The 19,224-nt window shown below is 66.9% G+C and carries 23 protein-coding genes; 2 read left to right on the top strand and 21 right to left on the bottom strand.

Annotated elements, in window-relative coordinates:
• Positions 1 to 12: 12 nt before the first annotated feature.
• Genes dmpG through ACO2Q9_RS12515 form a run of 17 tightly spaced genes read right to left on the bottom strand, consistent with a single transcriptional unit; the run spans position 13 to position 14,105 of the window.
• Complete coding sequence (dmpG, locus tag ACO2Q9_RS12595) at positions 13 to 1,050, bottom strand: 4-hydroxy-2-oxovalerate aldolase (RefSeq protein ID WP_423311838.1); 1,038 nt, start codon at positions 1,048 to 1,050, stop codon at positions 13 to 15.
• 14 nt (positions 1,051 to 1,064) lie between these two features.
• Positions 1,065 to 2,012, bottom strand: coding sequence for an acetaldehyde dehydrogenase (acetylating) (locus tag ACO2Q9_RS12590; RefSeq protein WP_423311836.1), 948 nt, complete (start codon positions 2,010 to 2,012; stop codon positions 1,065 to 1,067).
• A gap of 41 nt (positions 2,013 to 2,053) precedes the next feature.
• Positions 2,054 to 2,248, bottom strand: coding sequence for a tautomerase family protein (locus ACO2Q9_RS12585; protein WP_423311834.1), 195 nt, complete (start codon positions 2,246 to 2,248; stop codon positions 2,054 to 2,056).
• A gap of 21 nt (positions 2,249 to 2,269) precedes the next feature.
• Positions 2,270 to 3,160 carry a creatininase family protein gene (locus ACO2Q9_RS12580; protein WP_423311832.1) on the bottom strand — a complete coding sequence of 297 codons (891 nt, stop codon included), beginning with the start codon at positions 3,158 to 3,160 and terminating at the stop codon, positions 2,270 to 2,272.
• Positions 3,157 to 3,873 (bottom strand): ABC transporter ATP-binding protein, encoded by a 717-nt coding sequence (locus ACO2Q9_RS12575; protein WP_423311830.1) that lies wholly within the window; start codon positions 3,871 to 3,873, stop codon positions 3,157 to 3,159. The genes ACO2Q9_RS12580 and ACO2Q9_RS12575 overlap by 4 nt, the downstream gene beginning before the upstream one ends.
• Entirely contained in the window at positions 3,863 to 4,606 is a 744-nt protein-coding gene (locus tag ACO2Q9_RS12570) for an ABC transporter ATP-binding protein (protein ID WP_423311826.1), read from the bottom strand. Before ACO2Q9_RS12570 ends, ACO2Q9_RS12575 begins: the two co-directional genes overlap by 11 nt.
• On the bottom strand, positions 4,599 to 5,633 hold the full coding sequence (locus tag ACO2Q9_RS12565) for a branched-chain amino acid ABC transporter permease (RefSeq protein WP_423311824.1): 1,035 nt from the start codon (positions 5,631 to 5,633) through the stop codon (positions 4,599 to 4,601). The genes ACO2Q9_RS12570 and ACO2Q9_RS12565 overlap by 8 nt, the downstream gene beginning before the upstream one ends.
• Positions 5,630 to 6,499 carry a branched-chain amino acid ABC transporter permease gene (locus tag ACO2Q9_RS12560; protein ID WP_423311822.1) on the bottom strand — a complete coding sequence of 290 codons (870 nt, stop codon included), beginning with the start codon at positions 6,497 to 6,499 and terminating at the stop codon, positions 5,630 to 5,632. Before ACO2Q9_RS12560 ends, ACO2Q9_RS12565 begins: the two co-directional genes overlap by 4 nt.
• A gap of 27 nt (positions 6,500 to 6,526) precedes the next feature.
• On the bottom strand, positions 6,527 to 7,711 hold the full coding sequence (locus tag ACO2Q9_RS12555) for an ABC transporter substrate-binding protein (protein WP_423311820.1): 1,185 nt from the start codon (positions 7,709 to 7,711) through the stop codon (positions 6,527 to 6,529).
• 27 nt (positions 7,712 to 7,738) lie between these two features.
• Positions 7,739 to 8,542, bottom strand: a complete 804-nt coding sequence (gene dmpH / locus ACO2Q9_RS12550; RefSeq protein ID WP_423311818.1) for a 2-oxo-3-hexenedioate decarboxylase — start codon at positions 8,540 to 8,542, stop codon at positions 7,739 to 7,741.
• Positions 8,543 to 8,561: 19 nt separating this feature from the next.
• Positions 8,562 to 9,353 (bottom strand): fumarylacetoacetate hydrolase family protein, encoded by a 792-nt coding sequence (locus ACO2Q9_RS12545; RefSeq protein ID WP_423311816.1) that lies wholly within the window; start codon positions 9,351 to 9,353, stop codon positions 8,562 to 8,564.
• 37 nt (positions 9,354 to 9,390) lie between these two features.
• Complete coding sequence (locus tag ACO2Q9_RS12540; RefSeq protein ID WP_423311814.1) at positions 9,391 to 10,857, bottom strand: 2-hydroxymuconic semialdehyde dehydrogenase; 1,467 nt, start codon at positions 10,855 to 10,857, stop codon at positions 9,391 to 9,393.
• Positions 10,854 to 11,318 (bottom strand): carboxymuconolactone decarboxylase family protein, encoded by a 465-nt coding sequence (locus tag ACO2Q9_RS12535; protein ID WP_423311812.1) that lies wholly within the window; start codon positions 11,316 to 11,318, stop codon positions 10,854 to 10,856. The genes ACO2Q9_RS12540 and ACO2Q9_RS12535 overlap by 4 nt, the downstream gene beginning before the upstream one ends.
• Positions 11,319 to 11,343: 25 nt before the next feature.
• The gene (locus ACO2Q9_RS12530; RefSeq protein WP_423311810.1) at positions 11,344 to 12,009 is read right to left on the bottom strand and encodes a cysteine hydrolase family protein; all 666 of its coding nucleotides are present in this window, start codon (positions 12,007 to 12,009) and stop codon (positions 11,344 to 11,346) included.
• Complete coding sequence (locus ACO2Q9_RS12525; protein WP_423311808.1) at positions 12,006 to 12,854, bottom strand: hypothetical protein; 849 nt, start codon at positions 12,852 to 12,854, stop codon at positions 12,006 to 12,008. The genes ACO2Q9_RS12530 and ACO2Q9_RS12525 overlap by 4 nt, the downstream gene beginning before the upstream one ends.
• Before the next feature lie 22 nt (positions 12,855 to 12,876).
• Positions 12,877 to 13,794: an N-acyl homoserine lactonase family protein gene (locus ACO2Q9_RS12520; protein ID WP_423311806.1), complete on the bottom strand. Its 918-nt coding sequence runs from the start codon at positions 13,792 to 13,794 to the stop codon at positions 12,877 to 12,879.
• A complete protein-coding gene (locus ACO2Q9_RS12515) occupies positions 13,794 to 14,105 on the bottom strand; it encodes a hypothetical protein (RefSeq protein WP_423311804.1) in 312 nt (103 codons plus the stop codon). Before ACO2Q9_RS12515 ends, ACO2Q9_RS12520 begins: the two co-directional genes overlap by 1 nt.
• Before the next feature lie 111 nt (positions 14,106 to 14,216).
• Here ACO2Q9_RS12515 and ACO2Q9_RS12510 point away from each other — a divergent pair, with 111 nt between their 5' ends.
• Together ACO2Q9_RS12510 and ACO2Q9_RS12505 are read left to right on the top strand one after the other, a co-directional pair.
• Positions 14,217 to 14,951: a GntR family transcriptional regulator gene (locus ACO2Q9_RS12510; RefSeq protein WP_423311802.1), complete on the top strand. Its 735-nt coding sequence runs from the start codon at positions 14,217 to 14,219 to the stop codon at positions 14,949 to 14,951.
• Positions 14,948 to 15,742: an HAD-IIB family hydrolase gene (locus ACO2Q9_RS12505; protein WP_423311800.1), complete on the top strand. Its 795-nt coding sequence runs from the start codon at positions 14,948 to 14,950 to the stop codon at positions 15,740 to 15,742. Before ACO2Q9_RS12510 ends, ACO2Q9_RS12505 begins: the two co-directional genes overlap by 4 nt.
• Here ACO2Q9_RS12505 and ACO2Q9_RS12500 read toward each other — a convergent pair.
• From ACO2Q9_RS12500 to ACO2Q9_RS12485, 4 genes are all read right to left on the bottom strand, one after another.
• Positions 15,723 to 16,583, bottom strand: a complete 861-nt coding sequence (locus ACO2Q9_RS12500; RefSeq protein ID WP_423311798.1) for a DUF4399 domain-containing protein — start codon at positions 16,581 to 16,583, stop codon at positions 15,723 to 15,725. The genes ACO2Q9_RS12505 and ACO2Q9_RS12500 overlap by 20 nt on opposite strands.
• Before the next feature lie 159 nt (positions 16,584 to 16,742).
• On the bottom strand, positions 16,743 to 17,711 hold the full coding sequence (locus ACO2Q9_RS12495; RefSeq protein ID WP_423311796.1) for a tripartite tricarboxylate transporter substrate binding protein: 969 nt from the start codon (positions 17,709 to 17,711) through the stop codon (positions 16,743 to 16,745).
• A gap of 100 nt (positions 17,712 to 17,811) precedes the next feature.
• Positions 17,812 to 18,822: a hypothetical protein gene (locus ACO2Q9_RS12490; RefSeq protein ID WP_423311794.1), complete on the bottom strand. Its 1,011-nt coding sequence runs from the start codon at positions 18,820 to 18,822 to the stop codon at positions 17,812 to 17,814.
• 4 nt (positions 18,823 to 18,826) lie between these two features.
• Positions 18,827 to 19,204: a hypothetical protein gene (locus tag ACO2Q9_RS12485; RefSeq protein ID WP_423311792.1), complete on the bottom strand. Its 378-nt coding sequence runs from the start codon at positions 19,202 to 19,204 to the stop codon at positions 18,827 to 18,829.
• Positions 19,205 to 19,224 lie beyond the last annotated feature (20 nt).

The raw sequence follows: 19,224 nt of genomic DNA, 5'->3' as shown, positions 1-19,224 counted from the left end.
TGCGTGCAGGAATCACGCCACTGCGCCCTGCTTCTTGAGCAGGTCGAGCGCGACGTCGACGATCATGTCCTCCTGGCCGCCGACCATGCGGCGCTTGCCCAGTTCGACGAGGATGTCCACCGTCTTGATGTTGTAGCGGGCAGCGGCCGCTTCCGAGTGGCGCAGGAAGCTGGAGTACACGCCTGCATAGCCCAGCGCCAGCGTCTCGCGGTCCACGCGCACCGGCCGGTCCTGCAGGGGCCGCACGATGTCGTCGGCCGCGTCCATCAGCTTGTACAGGTCGCAGCCATGCTTCCAGCCCTGGCGCTCGGCGGCGGCGATGAAGACTTCCAGCGGCGCGTTGCCCGCGCCCGCGCCCATGCCGGCCAGGCTCGCGTCGATGCGGTCGCAGCCCTCTTCGGCCGCCACGATCGAGTTGGCCACGCCCAGGCTCAGGTTGTGGTGGGCGTGCATGCCGGTGTGCGTCTCGGGCTTCAGGACGTCCTTGAAGGCGCGGAAGCGGTCGCGCACGTCGTTCATGCCCAAAGCACCACCGGAATCGACCACGTAGATGCAGGTCGCACCGTAGCTTTCCATGAGCCTGGCCTGCTGGGCCAAGTTCTGCGGCGTGGTCATGTGGCTCATCATCAGGAAGCCGACGGTGTCCATGCCCAGGTTGCGGGCGGCCTCGATGTGCTGGCGCGAGACGTCGGCCTCGGTGCAGTGGGTGGCCACGCGCACGATGCGGGCGCCGGCGTCGTAGGCGGCTTTCAGGTCATGGACGGTGCCGATGCCGGGCAGCAGCAGCGTGGCGACCTTGGCGTGCTTGACGGTGGAGGCAACGGCTTCGATCCATTCGAGATCGGTGTGGGCACCGAATCCGTAGTTGAAGGACGAGCCGGCCAGGCCGTCGCCGTGGGCGACTTCGATGGAGTCGACCCTGGCCTCGTCCAGCGCCTTCGCGATGTCGATGGCGTTCTGCACCGAGTACTGGTGGCGGATCGCGTGGCTGCCATCGCGCAGCGTCACGTCGGAGATGTAGAGCTTGCGGTCCTTGAGGTTCGTGGTCATGTGTGTGTCTCCCTTCAGGCCACGGCCGCTTCGGCACGCATCGTCGCGGCAATGCGCTCGGCGCAGGCCAGCGCAGCCGAGGTCATGATGTCCAGATTGCCGGCGTACGCAGGCAGGTAATGCGCAGCGCCCTCCACTTCGAGGAAGACGGACGTCTTGAGGCCCGACATGCGGCCCACGCCCGGCACGTTGAGCGGCTGGTCCGCCGGCACCACGTCGAACTGCACCTTCTGCTTGAGGCGGTAGCCCGGCACGTACTTCTGCACGCGGGCCACCATGTCCTCGATGCTCTTCTCGATGGCGGCGGTGTCGGCCATCTCGGACAGCACGAACACCGTGTCGCGCATGATGAGCGGCGGCTCTGCCGGGTTCAGCACGATGATGGCCTTGCCGCGCGTCGCGCCGCCCACGGTTTCGATGGCCTTCGACGTCGTCTCGGTGAATTCGTCGATGTTGGCGCGCGTGCCGGGCCCTGCCGATTTGCTCGAGATGCTCGCGACGATCTCGCCGTAATGCACCTTCGCCACCTTCGACACTGCCGCCACCATCGGGATGGTGGCCTGCCCGCCGCACGTGACCATGTTGAGGTTGGGCGCCGCGAGGTGTTCGTCCAGGTTCACCACCGGCACCACGAAGGGCCCGAGCGCCGCGGGCGTCAGGTCCACCAGGCGGATGCCGTGCTGGCGCAGCACCTCGTCGTGCTTCCTGTGCGCACCGGCCGACGTCGCGTCGAACGCGATGCGGATGTCCTTGAAGCCGGGCATGGCGAGCAGGCCCTCGAGCCCGCCCGGCGTGGTGGGCACGCCGAGACGGTCGGCACGCGCAAGGCCGTCCGATGCCGGGTCGATGCCGACCATCGCGCCCATTTCGATGTTGGCGCCGTGGCGCATGATCTTGATCATCAGGTCGGTTCCGATGTTGCCCGAGCCGATGATCGCGGCCTTGATCTTTCCTTCAGTCAATCGAGTCTCCTTGGATTTTCTGTCGTGCACCAGGTGCGGGCTCAGTGTTTGCCGAGCGCGAATGCCGTCTTGCCGCCGATGCCCCACTGGGTGCGCGGCACTTCGTTGATGAGCACGCGGATCACCTCGTGCGGCGCGCCCATGCTCTGGTGCAACGCCTCGGTGACGGCGGCGATGATGTCGGCCTTCTTCTGGTCGTCGTGGCCTTCCATGATGGAAACATGTGCGATGGGCATGGGTTTTCCTTCAACAGGTTTTCATCGCGTTGGCTTTGCGATGCGTGCCTCGATGGCGTCCGCTGCGCGGGTCGCGGCAATGGCGGCGGAAAGCAAGCCCTCGTCGCGCGTTGCGGCAGCCGGATCGCCGAAATAGCCCAGCGGGGTTTTCTTCCTTGCGCGCTCGAAGCCATGGCGCCATTCGGCGAGATCGTCGGGACCGTAGTCGGTGGACTTGAGACCGACGCGCAGCTCCTCGCGCACGAGTTCCGGATGGGCAACCATCATCATCGACGTCTCCCAGCAGCCGGCATGCACGTCGACATAGCGCTTGGCGCCGTCGATGGCCGCCGATGGCGATGAACTGTCGATCTGCATGAAGCGGAACGGTGCGTCTTCCACCGAGGCCTCGGGATGCAGCGCGACGCGCGGGTCGTCCCGCGAGAAGCCGAGCCGTGCAGCCAGCGCGTCCTCGATCACGAAGCCGATGTCCATCTCCGTGCGTTCGCGGCCCAGGCCGATCGCTTCCCAGATGGTGCGGTTGTGCAGCGCATCGCCGTGACCCGAGAAGCAGAACACGCGGCTGAAGCCGTCGGTCTCGAGGCTGCAGAACACGTCGGCGACGAGTTCGCGCATGATCTGCGGGCGCACGCGGTACGACGCCGGGAACGCGCCCGACACCACATTCACGCCCCAGTAGTACGGCGGCACGATCAGCGCCTGGATGCCGCGTTGCGCGAGCTCGGCCTTCACATCGCGCAGCCGCGAGGACGGCAGGTACACGTCGGTGCCCGTCGGCAGGTGCGGGCCGTGCTGCTCGATCACGCCGAACGCCCACAGCAGCACCGCGCCTTCCTTCGCCGCCTTCTCGACCTCGTACCAGGTCATCTCGGCGATGGTGCCGGCGAAGATGTCGCGCGCGGAATCGCTCATGCGGCCTCCGTGCCCTCGATGCCGACGCCGAGGTAGCGGTCGAGCGCTGCATGGTCGCTGGCGAGCACATCGCTCGCGGCTTCGTGTACGGCGCGCCCCTGCTCCAGCACCAGTGCGCGTGTGCTCATCGACAGCGCCACCACCGGATGCTGCTCCACCACAATGGCCGACAGGCCCGACTCCCGCACCATCGCGGTGATGGCAGCGGACAGCTCTTCCACGATGATCGGGGCGAGCCCTTCCATCGGCTCGTCCAGCAGGAGCAGGCGCGGATTCGTCATCAGCGCGCGGCCGATCGCCAGCATCTGCTGCTCGCCACCGGACAGCTGGTTGCCCATGTTGGCAGCGCGCTCACCCAGGCGTGGAAACAGCTGCAGCACTTTGGCCAGGTCCCAGGGACCGGGCCGGTGCACGACGGTGAGGTTCTGCGCCACGGTGAGCGACGGGAACACCTCGCGCTCCTGCGGCACCCAGCCGAGCCCGCGCCGCGCACGGCGCACCGGCGAGAGCGACGTGATGTCCTCACCTGCGAAGCGGATGCTGCGGCCATGCACGGTGGTCAGGCCCATCAGCGTTTCGAGCAGCGTGGTCTTGCCCGCGCCGTTGCGCCCAAGCACTGCGAGGCTTTCGCCCTCGGGCAGCGTCACCGAAATATCGTGCAGCGCGATCGCTTCCCCATGTCCAGCCACGAGATGGTCGACTTCAAGCAGCATGACGGCTCCCCAGGTAGACCTCGCGCACACGCGGGTCGGCGGCGATCTCCGATGGGAGCCCCTCCGTCAGCACCGCGCCGCCCACCAACACCGAGATGCGATGCGCAAAGCGGAAGACGAGCCGCATGTCGTGCTCGATCAGCAGGATCGCGAGATCGGCCGGCAGCTTCTCGATCACGTCGAAGAGACGGCGGCTCGCTTCGTTGGACACGCCCGCGGCGGGCTCGTCGAGCAACAGCACCTTGGGCTTGCCGGCGAGCGCGAGCGCCACCTCCAGCAAGCGCTGCTGGCCGTACGGCATCAGCGACACACGGTCGTGCAGATGGCTGCCCAGGCCCACGGCTTCGAGCAGTGCAGCGGCTTCTTCCCCCGCCGCCGCTCCGAACTTGCGGAACCCGAACAGCCGGAAGGCCTGGCCTTCACGCTGCGCAATGGCCACGGCCACCGACTCCAGCGGCGTGAACTCGAGGAACAACGAGTTGATCTGGTACGTGCGCGCCAGGCCCGCACGCGCGCGCTGGTGCGCCTTGAGCGGCACCATGTCTTCGCCCGCGAGCGTGATGCTGCCCGCATCCGGCCGCAGGTTGCCGGTGAGCAGGTTGATCAGCGTCGTCTTGCCCGCGCCGTTCGGGCCGATGAGCGCGTGGCGGGCGCCGGGTGCGAGCTTCAGGCTCACCGACTGTGTGGCCGCGAGCGCGCCGAAGTTCTTGGAGAGCTGGCTGACTTCAAGCATGGCCCGCTCCTTCTTTCTTCACGCTTTCCTTCTTCGCTGCCGCACCGCTGCGACGACGCCACAGCGCCTTCAGCCGCGACGAGGTACCCAGCAGACCATCGGGCATGAAGAGCATCACCAGCACCAGCGCCAGGCCCAGCCAGAACTGCCAGTACACCGGGTTGATGCCCGAGAGCGTGTCCTGCAGCACGATGAACAGCGCCGCACCGAGCGGTCCGCCATACAGGTAACCCGCGCCGCCGATCACCAGCATGGTCATCACGTCGGCGCTGCGATGGAAGGCCAGCACGTCCAGCGCCACATACTGCGTGCCCTGTGTGAGCACCGCACCTGCAAGCCCCGCGATACCCGCCGACACGGTGTAGGAGACCGTCAGCGCGCGGCTGTTGTTCACGCCCAGCGACGCCGTGCGCTTCGGGTTCTGGCGGACCGCGCGCAGGGTCAGGCCGAACGGGCTGCCGACCAGGCGGCGCGCCACGAGCACCGCGATGAGCAGCCAGACTGCGGTGTAGATGTACGCCGTCTTCGAGGCGAAATCGAAGCGGAACAGGCCGAGCACCGGCGCAATCGTCACACCCTGCATGCCGTCCACGCCGCCGGTGTATTCGGTGGCCTTGTTCGCGGCTTCGTAGAGAAGCAGGCCCAGGCCCATGGTCACCATCAGGCCCGACAGGTGCGTGCCCGCAGCGACGACACGCGCCGTCAGCAGACCCATCAACGATGCGGCGAGCACTGCGACGAGCGCGCCGCTCACCGGCTCCGTCCAGCCGTACTTGCCGAGCCAGCCGGCGACGTACGCGCCCAGGCCGAGGAAGGCCGCGTGGCCCAGCGTGACGATGCCCGCGTAGCCGAGCGCGATGTCCAGCGAGAGCGCGAAGAGCGCCGCCACCAGCACCTGCGTGCCCAGCGCGAGCCGGTCCGGAAAAGCAAACCACACGAGCACGATCAGCGCCCAGATGATGCCCTCGGACCAGCGCCAGCGCTGGTGGAAGGGGTCGAGCCGGGGGTCTTTCCCGAGTTCGTTCATTTGGCACCTCCGGCGCGGCGCAGGCCTTGCGGACGGATCAGCAGGAAGACGAGCATGAGCCCGTACATGGCGAACGAGCCGATGGCCGGCACGTAGTATTTGCAGGCGATGTCGAATACCGCGAGCACCATGGCGGCAATGAAGGTGCCGCCGATGGAACCCGCGCCGCCCACCACCACGACCATGAGCGCCATGATCAGATGCTTCATCGCGAAGGCCGGATCGAGCCCCAGCGCCTCCACGCCCAGCGCACCGCCGAGCGCGGCCAGCGCCGTACCGATGGCGAACGTGGCCATGAAGACCACCTGGATCGGGATGCCGAGGGCAGCGGCCACGCGCTGGTTGTCCACCGCCGCGCGCACCATGGTGCCGAAGCGCGTGCGCTCGAAGCCGATGGTCAGCACGATCAGCAGGATCACGCTCACGACGAGCAGCATCAGCCGGTAGCGCGAGACATCGAGCGGACCGAGGCTCATGCGGCCGCGCAGGGCGTCGGGAATCTCCACCATCTGCAGCGAGGGGCCGAAGAAATAGATCATGCTGGCCGACACCATCAGCATCACGCCGATGGTGAGCAGCACCTGCACCAGCGCATCGCGCCGGTAGGCGAGGCGGTAGACGCCCCGCTCCAGCGCGACACCGAGCACGGTGGCCAGCACGACGGCGATGAGGACGGCGGGCACGAACGGCAGGCCCGCCTTCTGCGACAGCATCACCATGAAATAGCCGCCCACCATCGCCAGCGCGGTGTGCGACAGGTTCACGAAACCCATCAGCCCCAGCGTGACCGAGAGGCCGATGGCCATGAGGAACAGCAACGCGCCGTACGACATCCCGTCGATCAGCACGCCCGCAAAACCCAGCATTTCTTCTCCCCTGTTGACCGCTGCGGCTTACTTGCCGGGGTCCTTGACGGCCGGAATGGTGGCGAACTCGACGTTGTAGAGCTTGCCGTCCTTCTTCTCGACGCGGCGGATGTAGACGTTCTGCACGACATCGCGGTTCTCGTCGAAGGCGATCGGACCGCGCGGGCTCTGGATCTTCAGCGACTTGAGGATTTCCACGGCCTTGTCGCCGTCGATGTTGCCGTTCAGGCGCCGGGCGACTTCGTAGATCGCACCCATGCCGTCCCAGCTGCCGACCATGTAGAAGTTGGTACGCGCATTCGCACCGTAGGCCTTCTTGTAGGCGTCGACAAAGGCCTTGTTCTCCGGCGAGTCGTGCACCATCGAATAGTGGTGGCTGGTGATGAGGCCGAGCGACGCGTCGCCGATGGATTCGAGGAACACATCGTCGGTCAAGTCACCGGTGGTGATCAGCTTGATGCCGTCCTTCTCGAGGCCGCGCTCCGCGTAGGTCTTGATGAACTGCACACCGATGTCGCCCGAGGGCACGAAGGCGAAGATCGCGTCGGGCTTCGCGTCACGCGCGCGCAACAGGTACGGGCCGAACTCCGGATTGGCCAGCGGCGCACGCACGCTGCCGGCGATCTTGCCGCCATTGGCCTCGAATGCTTTCACGAAGGCCTTCTCCGCATCCAGGCCGGGGCCGTAGTCCGACACGATGGTGTAGACGTTCTTGATACCGTTCTTCGCGGCCCATTCGGCCAGCGGCGCGGTGACCTGCGGCAGCGTGAACGACATGCGCACGATGTACGGCGAACGCGTGACGATGGACGACGTGGCCGCCGCGTTCATGATGATCATCGGCTTCTTCGCTTCGGTGACCACGGGTGCGGCGCCCATCGCATTGGGCGAGAGGCCGAAGCCGACGATGAAGTCCACCTTGTCGCGCACGATCAGTTCCTGAGCGTGGCGGCGTGCCACCTCGGGGTTCGGGCCGGTGGTGTCGCGGTACAGCACTTCGACCTTGCGGCCGGCAACGGTGTCGCCCTTTTCCTTGAGGTAGAGGTCGATGGCCGACTTGACCTGGCGGCCGTAGTCGGCGAATGCACCCGACATTTCGGTGATGACACCGATCTTCAGCGGCGGCTGCTGCGCATGCGCGCCGAAGTGGGCCAGCAACAGGCCGGCGCCGACGAGTTTGACAATCGACTGACCGAGGACACGACGTTTCATGATTGGAACCTCCGTTGATAAAGTTGTTCAGGCAAAACGCATCGCTGCGCTGCCCACCCCCTGCACGGTGACACGCACGCTGTCACCGGGCTGCACCGCAAATGCTTCCGTCACGCCGCCGGTCATCACCAGCGTGCCCGACGGCAAAGTCTTGCCCTGTGCAGCGAGCATGTTCACCAGTGCCGCGAGGCTGGCTGCCGGGTGGCCGAGAACCGCCGCGCCCGCGCCGGTGGCGAGCACGTCGCCGTTCTTCTCGAGCACCACGCCCAGCGTGCGCAGGTCGAGACCGTCAGGGCGGACCGCGTCGGCGCCGATCACATAGCGCGCGGCCGACGTGTTGTCGGCAATCACGCTGACCAGGTCGAAGCGGAAATTTCGGTAGCGCGAATCGATCACCTCGATGGCAGCAGAAACATGACCGATGGCGGCCATCGCCGTGGCCGCGCTGCAGTCCGGTCCCGCGAGTTCACGCGTGGTGGTGAAGGCGATCTCCGCCTCCACCTTCGGATGGATGAGGCCTGCCATCTGCACGACCGCACCGTCGGCCACGCAGCCGTCCGCCGTGAGGAAGCCGTGGATGGGATCTTCCACACCCATCTGCTTCATCTTCGCGGGTGAGGTGAGGCCCATCTTGCGGCCCGCCAGGCGCGCTCCGGCCTTCAGCTTGCGCTCGAGAATGGCGTTCTGGATCGCATACGCGTCATCGTGCGTGAGTGCGGGCAATTCGTCGGTGATCTTCTCGACTTCCCTGATGCCGGTCTCGGCGTCATGCAGGAATGCGGCGAGGCGTTCGATCTCGGCCTGGGCAATGGAGGGTTTCAATGCGTTCATGTGTTGTTCTTCTGCTGCGTCATTCGGTGAAGCGTGCGCGGCAGCTGCCGAGGCCGCCGAGCGTCATCGAGATGCTGTCGCCGGCTTTCACCGGGAACATGATCGAGAGCGAGCCCGAGAGGATGACTTCGCCTGCCTTGAGCGGAATGCCGAATGCGCCCAGCGTGTTGGCCAGCCAGGTCAGGCAGGTGAGCGGATGGCCCATGGCCGCCGCACCCGCGCCGGTGCCGATGACTTCGCCGTTCTTCTCGAGCACCATGCCGATGTTGCGCAGGTCCACATCGGCCGGCGCGGCCATGCGGTCGCCCAGCACGAAGGCGCCGGCCGATCCGTTGTCGGCGATGGTGTCGCCGATGGAGATCTTCCAGTCGCGGATGCGAGAGTCGACGATTTCGAAGCAGGGCATCACGTGCGACACGGCTTGCAGCACCTCGGCGTTGGTCAGGCCCGGGCCCATCACGTCGCGGGCCATCACGAAGGCGATCTCACCCTCGGCGCGCGGCGAGATGAACTGCGAGGCGGAAATCGCCGCGCCGTCGGCATGCGACATGCCCGACAGAAGGTGGCCGAAGTCCGGCTGGTTCACCTTGAGCATGTCCATCACCACCTTGCTGGTGACGCCGATCTTCTTGCCCACCACACGCTGGCCTGCCGCGATGCGGTGCGACACCATCGCGAGTTGCACCGCGTAGGCGTCGGCGATGGACAGCTCCGGATGCTCGACGATGAGCGGGTCGACGGCAGCGCGGTTCTCCAGCGCCTGGTGCAGTTTCAGGCCGAGGGCTTCGATCTTTTCCCTGGAAAGGCTCATGCTTGTCTCTTGTCGTTGATTGGTGGGTTGGTTGCCGTCAGAGCTTGATGCACACGTTGCGCAGCTCGGTGTAGAACTCCAGCGAATGCACGCCGCCCTCGCGGCCGATGCCCGAATGCTTGGTGCCGCCGAAGGGTGTGCGCAGGTCGCGCAGGAACCAGGAGTTCACCCAGCAGATGCCCACGTCGAGCTTCGCGCCCACGCGGTGCGCGCGCGACAGGTTGGTGGTGTGCACCGCTGCGGCCAGGCCGTAGGGCGTGTCGTTGGCCAGGCGGATCACCTCCTCTTCCGTGTCGAAGGGCGTGACGTGGCAGCAGGGGCCGAAGATTTCCTCGCGCACCACGCGGCTGGTTTCCGGCAGGCCGGTCCACACGGTGGGTTGCACCCACGCGCCTTGCTTCAGGTCATCGGGCATGTCGGGCACGCCGCCGCCGGCCACCACGGTTGCACCTTCCTGGCGGGCGAGCTCGTAGTACGACAGCACCTTCTCGCGATGCTCCAGCGAGATCAGCGGGCCGATCTTCGTGTCTTCCGCTTCGGGGCGGCCGGGCTTCATGATGCGCGCGGCATCGCCCAGGCGCTTCACGAATTCGTCGAAGATCGGGCGCTCGACATAGACGCGCTCCGTGCCCAGACAGACCTGCCCGCAGTTGGCGAACACCGAGCGTGCAGTCGCTTCGAGCGCAACGTTCATGTCCGCATCGGCAAACACGATGGCGGGATTCTTGCCGCCGAGTTCCATCGACGAGGCCTTGATGTCGCTGGCTGCGGCACGCAGGATGGCCGAGCCCGTGCGCGTCTCGCCGGTGAAGGTGATGGCATCGACATCCGGATGCGTGGTGAGGAACTCACCCGCCGAGTCCGGGCCGAAGCCGTGAACCACGTTGTAGACGCCGGGCGGCACGCCGACTTCGTTCATCACTTCGCCAAGCAGCGCGGCCGTGGCCGGGCTTTCTTCGGAGGGCTTCACGACGACGGCGTTGCCGCAGGCCAGCGCCGGGCCGACCTTCCAGGTCATCAGCAGCAGCGGCAGGTTCCAGGGGCAGACCACCGCCACCACGCCCTTGGGCACGCGGATGGCGTAGTTGATGGCCCCCGCGCCATCGGGCGTGGGCATCTCGAAGAATTCCGTGGCGACGTTCTTCACCGTGTCGGCGAAGATCTTGAAGTTCGCCGCGCCACGCGGGATATCGAGGTGCGAAGCGAGCGACACGGGCTTGCCGGTGTCGGCCACCTCGGCGTCGAGGAAGTCCTTGAAGCGGCGGTTGATGCCGTCGGCCACCGCATAGAGCATGGCGGCGCGCTCGGCCACCGGCATGCGGCCCCACGGGCCGGACAGCGCAGCGCGCGCCGCAGCCACGGCGGCATCCACCTCGGGTCGGCCGGCCTCGTGCACGCGTGCGATCACGCGGTTGTCCACCGGACTGCGGTCATCGAACAGCTTGCCGCTCGCCGACGGCACGTACTGGCCGTTGATGAAATGAAGGATCTCGCGCGCGCTCATTCCTTGGCGGCTCCGTTCGACTTGGCCTGCTCCTGCAGTTCGCGGGCGGCGATGTTGGCCATGATCTCGGCGCCACGGTTCGCGGCGGAAAGACCGCGGAACAGGAAGCACAGGTTCACCGTGTCCTGCATCTCCTGCCAGGTCGCACCGGCCCGGCGCGCGGCGATGGCATGCAGCACGGCGGCGTCGGACGCGTCCATGAGCAGCATGCCGAACAGCATGAGCTGCGCCGTCTTCACGTCGAAGCTCTTGGGGTACATGCCGTGCGTGCGCATCTGCTCCTGCAGGTCGACCATCCTGGGGTCGAGCGCGCCGGTGACGGACAGTCGCGCCTCGATGCGCGGGGGCAGGAAACCGATCAGCTCCTCGTAGATCTTGCCGCGCTCTTCATAGGAGACCGTGTCGGCGTACTCGCCGATGCTTTTCTTCACCGCTTCGGTGTTGACTCTGTTGGGAAGCATGTTTGTCTTTCGTTGTGTCGATGGATCAGGCACGGGGCGGCACGGCGCCCCAGGCATGGGTGACGTCGGCGACGTTGCAGACGTCACCGAAAAGGAACCGGACGTTGTTGAGCGTGGCCTCGTGCAGCGGCGGCGTGTGCGATGCCACGGCGTCCTGCGGGACCACGCAGAAGTAACCCTCGGAGTGCGCGTCGCGCACGGTGGACTCGACGCAGACCTGCGTCTGCACGCCGGCGAACACGAGCGTGCGCACATCCAGCTTCGCGAGCGTGTCGGCGAGCGTGGTGCGTGCGAAGCCGCTGTAGGTGTGCTTGGCCACCAGCGCTTCGCCAGGCTTCGGCTCCACGCCGAACCAGCCCGCGCCCCAGGTGCCGGGCTTGCAGCACTCGGCCGTGATGCCGCGCGCCTTGAGCTTCACACGCATCGAATCGGGCACCTTGTCGTGCGAGTAATCGGCATAGACCCAGACCACCGGCACGCCTGCGCCGCGCGCGGATTCGAGCAGCGCGGCCACCGGCGCGACGACACCCGAGGCCGCGCCCACCGACTTGCCCATCACCTGGTCGATGTAGCCGCCGGGCGCGCAGAAGTCGTTCTGCATGTCGATGACGACCACGGCGCAGCCTTTCGCCGCGAGCTTTTCTTCGAGCGTCGACGGCAGCTCCGTGTCGGGCGTGTGCAGGCGCGTCATGAGAGGTCCCAGAACGAGCCGCCCATGCCGCAGCGCATCGGTACGGAGGGCACGTAGAACACGCTCTCGGCCTTGGGCTTGCCCAGCTCGGCCGCCGCGCCCATGGCGACGATCCACGCCAGCAGTTCGGCCGCGCCGCCGTCACCGCCGGTGAGGAATTTCTCGAACGTCACTTCCCGCTTCACGCGTTCGGTATCGCCGCTTTCCAGCAGCTCCATGAACCAGCGGTCGAATTCCTCGTGCACGGTGAAGTAGTCCGGGCCGCCCGGGTCGTGCGAGAGGCCGCCCGTGCCCATCAGCACCACGCGGTCGTCACCGGGCATGGCTTCAATGATCTTCGCGATCTGCGCGCCGACCTGCAGGCAGCGTTCGGCCGTCGGCACCGGCGGCACGATCGGGTTCATGTGGATCGGCACGAAGCGCACGTCGTACTTCGGGAACAGGAACTTGAGCGGCACCGACCAGTTGTCGTCGAACAGCAGCTTCTCGGCGAACGCGTGGTTGATGCCGGCCTTCGCCGACTCGCGCACGAGTGCGCGGCCCAGGGCGCGGTCGCCCTTGATTTCATAGTCAGGCACGTTGAGCCAGCCGCGGAACCACGGGGCCGGACCCGCCCATTCGTCACCGATGCCCACGCAGAAATCGGGCAGGTTGTCCATCGGGAAGTTGAGCAGGTGATCGTTCGCGACGCCGATCACCACGTCCGGCTTGAGCGCGTCCATGCGCTTGCGGAATTCCTCATAGCCGGCAAGCACGGCGTCCTGCTCGTGCTGGGGGCTCTTGTCGATCCAGCCTGTCACGCCGGGAGCGTGGGCAATGCCGAGCGATGCGATGAGTTTGGCCATGGCGGCGGCTTCTCCTGTTTCCTTAAATTGCGGGTGCCGCGGCAGCGGGTGCGGGTGCCAGCGCGTTCGCAGCGGTCATGGCCGGTGCGTCTGCGTAGCGTGAAAGCAGCGATTTCTGGCCGGAGGCCAGCGCCACCTCGATATATGAATTGCCCTTCCAGGCCGCGCTCGGATAACGCGTGAAGAGCTGGATGTCGTGGCCGGGCACGAGGCGCTTGAGGTCATCGCCCGCCACTGCCTTCATCTTCTGGAACTCGCGGATCATGTTCCAGGTGTTGCCCTGCGTGTAGCCGGGCGGCCACATGCGCTCGAGGTTGTGGAAGGTGTAGCAGCAGTCGCCCGCCAGCGCGTACGGCCCGCGGTGCGTGGTGACTTCGAGCCATTGGCTGCCGAAGGTGTGCGTATCTTTCGCAAGCCGGCACGTCACGCCCGGCGCGATCTCCGCGTCGCCATCGAGGAACTCCACGCGGCCTTGCGCGATGGCCCGCTCGAGTGCGTCGAAGTCATTCACGTTGAGCGACGAGAAGGCCCAGTGATCCTTGGACTGGGGCGTGCCGCCGAACTCGGCGATCACCTGCTTCCACGCGTCGTACTCGTAACGTTGCAGGTAGATGCGCGCATTCGGGAATGCGTCGAGGTTGCCCGCATGGTCGAAGTGCATGTGCGTGAGCACGAGCTTGCGGATGTCCTTCGCGTCGAAGCCGAAGCGGGCGATCAGTTCGTCGCTGCGCACGAAATCTTCGAAGCCCCGGCCCGTCATCGATTTGCCCGTGCCGAAGCCGGTGTCCACGAGGACCAGCTCGCCCTCTGTGGACTTGAGCAGCGACACGATCATCGGCACGGGCACGAGGCCGCGGTTGCTCGCCACCGGCGAGCCGCTCAGGAAGTCGTAGGGCAGCTTGCCGGTGGCGTAGGCGAAGGCCCAGATGCTCCAGTCCATCAGGCGCCCGAACTCTTGGCGATGCCCATCTTCTCGGCATACAGCCGCGCGGCGTCGCTGTCGTTGTGGTTGTAGTCACCGCCTTTCACCAGGCGCGAGATCTGCGGCAGGAAGTAAGGGTGCACGCCCAGCTTCGCCAGCGCGGGCAGGTCGACGGTGCGCCAGGCGTTGCGTTCGGGCTCGGTGAGGCCGAACGCGGCCATCGAGGCTTCGAGATCCTGCTTGAACGCTGCATATTTCTCGGCGTCGCGGCGCAATTCAAATACCATCCGGTTGGACGGGAGAGTGCGGTCGGTGTCGCGGATTCCCATGATGAAAATCAACCTTTCATCGATATTTATATGTAAATCGATTATTAGCCCCGGACTCTAGGGGAACGTACAATCGATGTCAATACGAAAATCGATTTTTCGGAGGCGAGCTTGGAACAGATTGAAAACCGTGCGGAAACTGGCAGCCAGACACTAGCCACCAGCATCGCCAGCCGGCTGCGTGCGCAGATCACCGGCGGCGACATCCCGCCGGGCGAGAAGCTGCGGCTCGATGACCTGCGCGCCAGCTTCGGCGTGAGCCTGAGCCCGCTGCGGGAAGCGCTGTCGCGCCTGTCGGCCGAAGGCTTCGTGGTGATGGAAGACCAGCGCGGCTATCGCGTGGCCCCCGTCTCCGAGAACAACCTGCTCGAGGTGACCAAGCTGCGCTCGGAGATCGAGAGTTTCGCGCTGCGCGAATCCATCCGCCTGGGCAACGACAAGTGGGAAAGCGAGCTGGTCGCGAGCCAGTACCGCCTGTCCAAACTGGAAAAGACCGAGCCAGACTCGGGCCGCCTCGCCGAATGGGAGAACGCGCACCGCGAGCTGCACCAGAAGCTGCTGTCGGCCTGCCACATGCCGCTGCTGCTGCAGTTCTGCGCGACGCTGCATGACCTGAGCGACCGCTACCGACGCCTCTTCCTGGAAGACCATCCGATCGACCGCGACGTCTCGCAGGAGCACGACAACATCGTGCGCGCCACGCTGGAGCGCCGGGCCGACGACGCCTGCGCCATGCTGAAGGTGCACATCGAGCGCACCGGCAACAACGTGCTGGCCGCGCTGATGCAGCGGCGCACGCCTCAGGCCGCCACCGCATCGGCGCAGGCCGCAGCCGAACGCGTGTGATCGCGCTGGACCAGTGGCCTGCCGCGAGCCGGGCAGGCATCCGCGGCGTGTTCACCGACATCGACGACACGCTCACCACCGACGGCGCGATCACGCAGGATGCGCTCGATGCACTGGCCGCGTTGCGCGCCGCAGGCCTGCACGTCATTCCCATCACCGGCCGTCCGGTCGGCTGGAGCGTGCCGTTCGCGAGCGCCTGGCCTGTGGACGCCATCGTGGCGGAAAACGGTTCCGTCGCGCTCATCCACCAGGGCCAGGGCAAGCTCGACAAACGCTACCAGCAGGACGATGCCACGCGCACGGCCAACTTCGCACGCATGCAGCGGGCGGCGCAGCGCGTGCTGCAGGAAGTGCCCGGCGCCACGCTCGCGCGGGACTCAGCGGGCCGCGAGACCGACATCGCCATCGACCACAGCGAGTTCACGCACCTCCCGCAGGACGCCATCGACCACGCGGTGCGCATCATGCGCGGGGAAGGCATGAACGCGACGGTGAGCAGCATCCACATCAACGCCTGGTACGGCGCGCACAACAAGCTCGAAGGCGCGCGCTGGATCGTCCGCGAGCTGTTCGGCCGCGACCTCGATAGCGAGATCGCGCAGTGGGCCTACGTGGGTGATTCGACCAACGACCAGCTGATGTTCGAACGCTTCGCGCACAGCGTGGGTGTGGCGAACATCCGCCGCTTCGAGGCGCAGCTCGCCCACAAGCCGCGCTACATCACGCAGGGCGAGCGCGGCGCGGGCTTCGCGGAATTCGCGCGCCAGTTGCTCAGCGCGCGACGACCTTGAGCGAGCGGTCCGCCGTCTTCGCCATCACAGCGCCAGCGGGCGTGTTCTGCACCAGCTCCAGCTTCAGCGTGTAGTCGCCCGTGGGCGGTTGAAGCCAGGCTTCGGTCTGGCCACCGGTGAAATCCATCACTTCGGACTTCTGGCCCTTGCGATCCAGGGTCAGCCGGAAGTGGCCGGTGTCCGGCCCCTGCACGGCGCTGTGCGAGATGTTGTAGCCGCTCGCATGGAACTGCACCCGGAACGGCACGCGCAGCGCGGCACCGTCCGCAGGACTGAGCAACTCGATGCGCGGCGGACCGGTCACCGTCTCGGGCTTCACGCCCTTGTTCTGCTTGCTGATGGTGAGCTTGAGCGGTTTGCTGTAGACGAAATACGGGATGTGCCCCTGGTCGGCCAGCAGCAGGCGCAGGTTGTAGGTGCCGGGCGGCAGGTCGAGCACCGCCTCCATCTGCCCCTTGCCGAAGTGGATGTACTTCTCGGTGAAGGGCAGCGGCTTCTTGAAGTCGAGCGGCAGGTCCTGGTTGACCAGCAGATGGTGGTGACCGGCCGTGCCGGCCGTCTTGCCGGCAGGCACGATGCCGCGCATGGCCAGGCCGAAGCGCACGACCAGCGGCGACTCGCGCGTGTCGCCGGACTTCAGGTTGGTGAAATAGGTTTCGGCCGAACGCGACGGCGGCGGCACGACCCAGGGATGGGCCAGCTCCTGGGGTGGTTCGGGCGTGGCTGCGGCAGTGGATGCTGCAGGGGCTGCGGGCGCCGGTGCCTGCGTGTGTCCCGGCGGGTGCGCCGGCGCCGGGGCCTGTGCGAGCGCAGGCCCGGCCACGATGAAGAAGGCGAGCATCGCCGCAGGGCACCCGGCCCTCCGCACAAAAACCGGATCGGACTGCAGGCGCGATGACATGTTCTGGAAACCCCCTTCCGCTCGGCGAGCGGGAGCCCCGAGGGTAGCGCCATCCCTTGACCAGCGTCAAATCACCAGGATGGCGTATGCAGGGTGGGGTCAGCCCGGCTTGGCCAGGCCCAGCTTCTCGACGAGCGCCTTCTCGCGCACGAAGGTGTCCTGTGCGAATTTCAGGTACTGCGCGGAGTCCATGTAGTTGGGCAGCATGTCGTAGCGCGCCAGCGCCTGCAGGTAGGCGGGGTCTTCCATCGCTTTCTTGAAGGCGTCGTGCAGCTTGCGCGCGACGTCCGGCGGCGTGTCGCGCGGCGCGCCGATGCCGAAGGGCGAGTTCTGCACGATGTCCAGGCCGAGCTCATTGAGCGTCGGCGCATCGGGGAACTTGGCCAGGCGCTTCTCGCCCCAGGTGTTGAGCACGCGCAGCTTGCCGGCTTCCACCTGCGGCGCGAAGCCGGTCGAATCGGCCGCCGCCATGATGTGCCCGCCCACGATCGCCTGCATCAGGTCCGCGCTGCCCTTGTAGGGCACGTGGTTGAGCTGCACGCCCAGCTTCTGCGCGATGAGCTCGGTTGTCAGGTGCGGGCTGGTCAGCGCGCCGGTGGAGCCGTAGCTCAGCTTGCCGGGGTTGGCCCTGGCATAGGCGACGAAGTCGTTCCAGTTCTTGATCGGGCCATCCGCGGGCACGACGATGCCGAAGGCATAGCCGGTGACGTTGATCACGTAGTGGATGTCCTTCACCGGGTCCCAGCTGATCTTGGTGGTGTACGGCAGGCGGAACACGCCGAGCGGGATCTGTGCGACGGTGTAGCCGTCGGGCGCCGCTGTCTGCAACTGCTGCGCGGGCAGCGTGCCGCCCGCACCGGGCTTGTTCTCCACGATCACCGGCTGGCCCAGCACCCTGGCCGCGTTGTCCGCGAGCGATCGCATCGTGATGTCGGTCGGCCCGCCTGCGGGGAAGGCAATGACGAGGCGGATGGGCTTGTTCGGGAACGCGCCGGACTGCGCGCGTGCGCCGATGGCCGGTGCAGCCAGCGCGGCGCCGGCCATCTGCAGAAGCTGCCTGCGTTGCATGGATGTCTCCTCTTGGTTGAAGAGCCATTGAAGCCCGCAGGCAGGCCATGCGGCATCGGGACTTCCCGGGGGTGCTGTCACCTGCGCGGCAGCACGCCCTTCACTTGAGCGGCGCCAGCCTCTCCCGCACCTGCGGCGGCAGGAAGCCCAGCACCCAGGCGCGGCTCGGGTGCCAGAACGCCGACAGCAGCAGCAGGGCCGATCCGATCACGAGTGCCGTGAGCGCAAAACCCAGGCTGACCACGCCGTATTGCTCGAGCAGCGCATTGAAGGCGTACAGCACGTACGCCAGGGCCGACGCCATCAGCGCGCGCCGGTCGATGGACAGCGACACGGCGGCGATGGCCACGTACAGCAGCAGCACCGCAAACGCCTGCGCGATGCCCATGTCGCCATCGAGCAGGCCGAGCACGGCAAACGCCGGGTGCACCAGCAGCGGCGCGGCCAGCAGGTGCAGCCAGAAGGCGACATCGGACTTGCGCGTTTCGCGGCGCGTGTCCGCCGCGTCCCAGCGCAGCGCGAGCGCGAATACCGCAATGCCGGCCACCAGCGAGAACAGCGTGGCCCATTGCCGCGCGGCCGGAACCATTGCGATCAACAGCCCGAGCGCGCAGCCCACGGCGGCTGCCGCGCCCGCCGCGACGGTGATCGGCACCTGGAAGCGCCGCCAGTGGAGCCAGGCGGCGATCGCCGACACCGCGCCCGCAAACGCGATCCGCCAGCCTCCGATGCCCGGACCCGCAGCGGACGGCAACAGCGACAGCACCACGCCGCAGACCGCGCCGACGAACACGAGCAGCAGCAGGATGGCCGGCAGTGCCATCCGGCGTTTGCGCACGAAGAATTCGGCCAGGCCCCAGGCCGTGCCCGCAACACCGAGCAAACCGGCCCACAGGCCGGCCGTGCTGCCGATCCAGCCCACCGCCGACAGCAGCAGCGTGCAGGCAATCACCACGAAGATGTCGTTGAAGCCCGTGACGAGTCGGAAATGCTCTTCATCCACACCGGGCGCGTTCTGCCGCCCGGCCACGAAATTGCGGAACGCATTGGCGGTTTCCGCCGGAAGCACACCGGCGTCCACGGCTGCCGCGAGATCGTCTTCGCTGTACATGGGTTCACTCCTCGGGCGAAGGATAACGTCCGGACTCCAGATGCGCGTCGCAACCGCTGCCCGCAGCAATCCAGCGCCTCGCCATGCGGCGGATCAGCGGAGCGGCCCATCGCCAGTGCGCGCCCAGCACATCGGCCGGGTCGGCCACCATGCCGCAGACGTAACGCGATTCCGCCTCGCGCCAGCGCAGCGCGTCACACGCACCCCGCCGGCGACGCGACACGACGATGCCGACCGGACATGGCTCGGACAGGCAGCACAGGCCGCAACCGTTGCAGGGCGCGCCGAACACCGGCTTGGGCGGCGCGTCCGGGTGCACGTGCACGATCTGCCAGCCAGTCCCGGCGTCCTGCGTTGCGGGATCGTGCGGCTGGCTGTTCATCCGGGTGGCCTGGCGTGTTC

The sequence above is a fragment of the Variovorax sp. VNK109 genome (assembly GCF_049445855.1).
Taxonomy (GTDB): Bacteria; Pseudomonadota; Gammaproteobacteria; order Burkholderiales; family Burkholderiaceae_C; genus JAGOCV01.
This window is presented reverse-complemented; position numbering and strand designations above follow the sequence as displayed.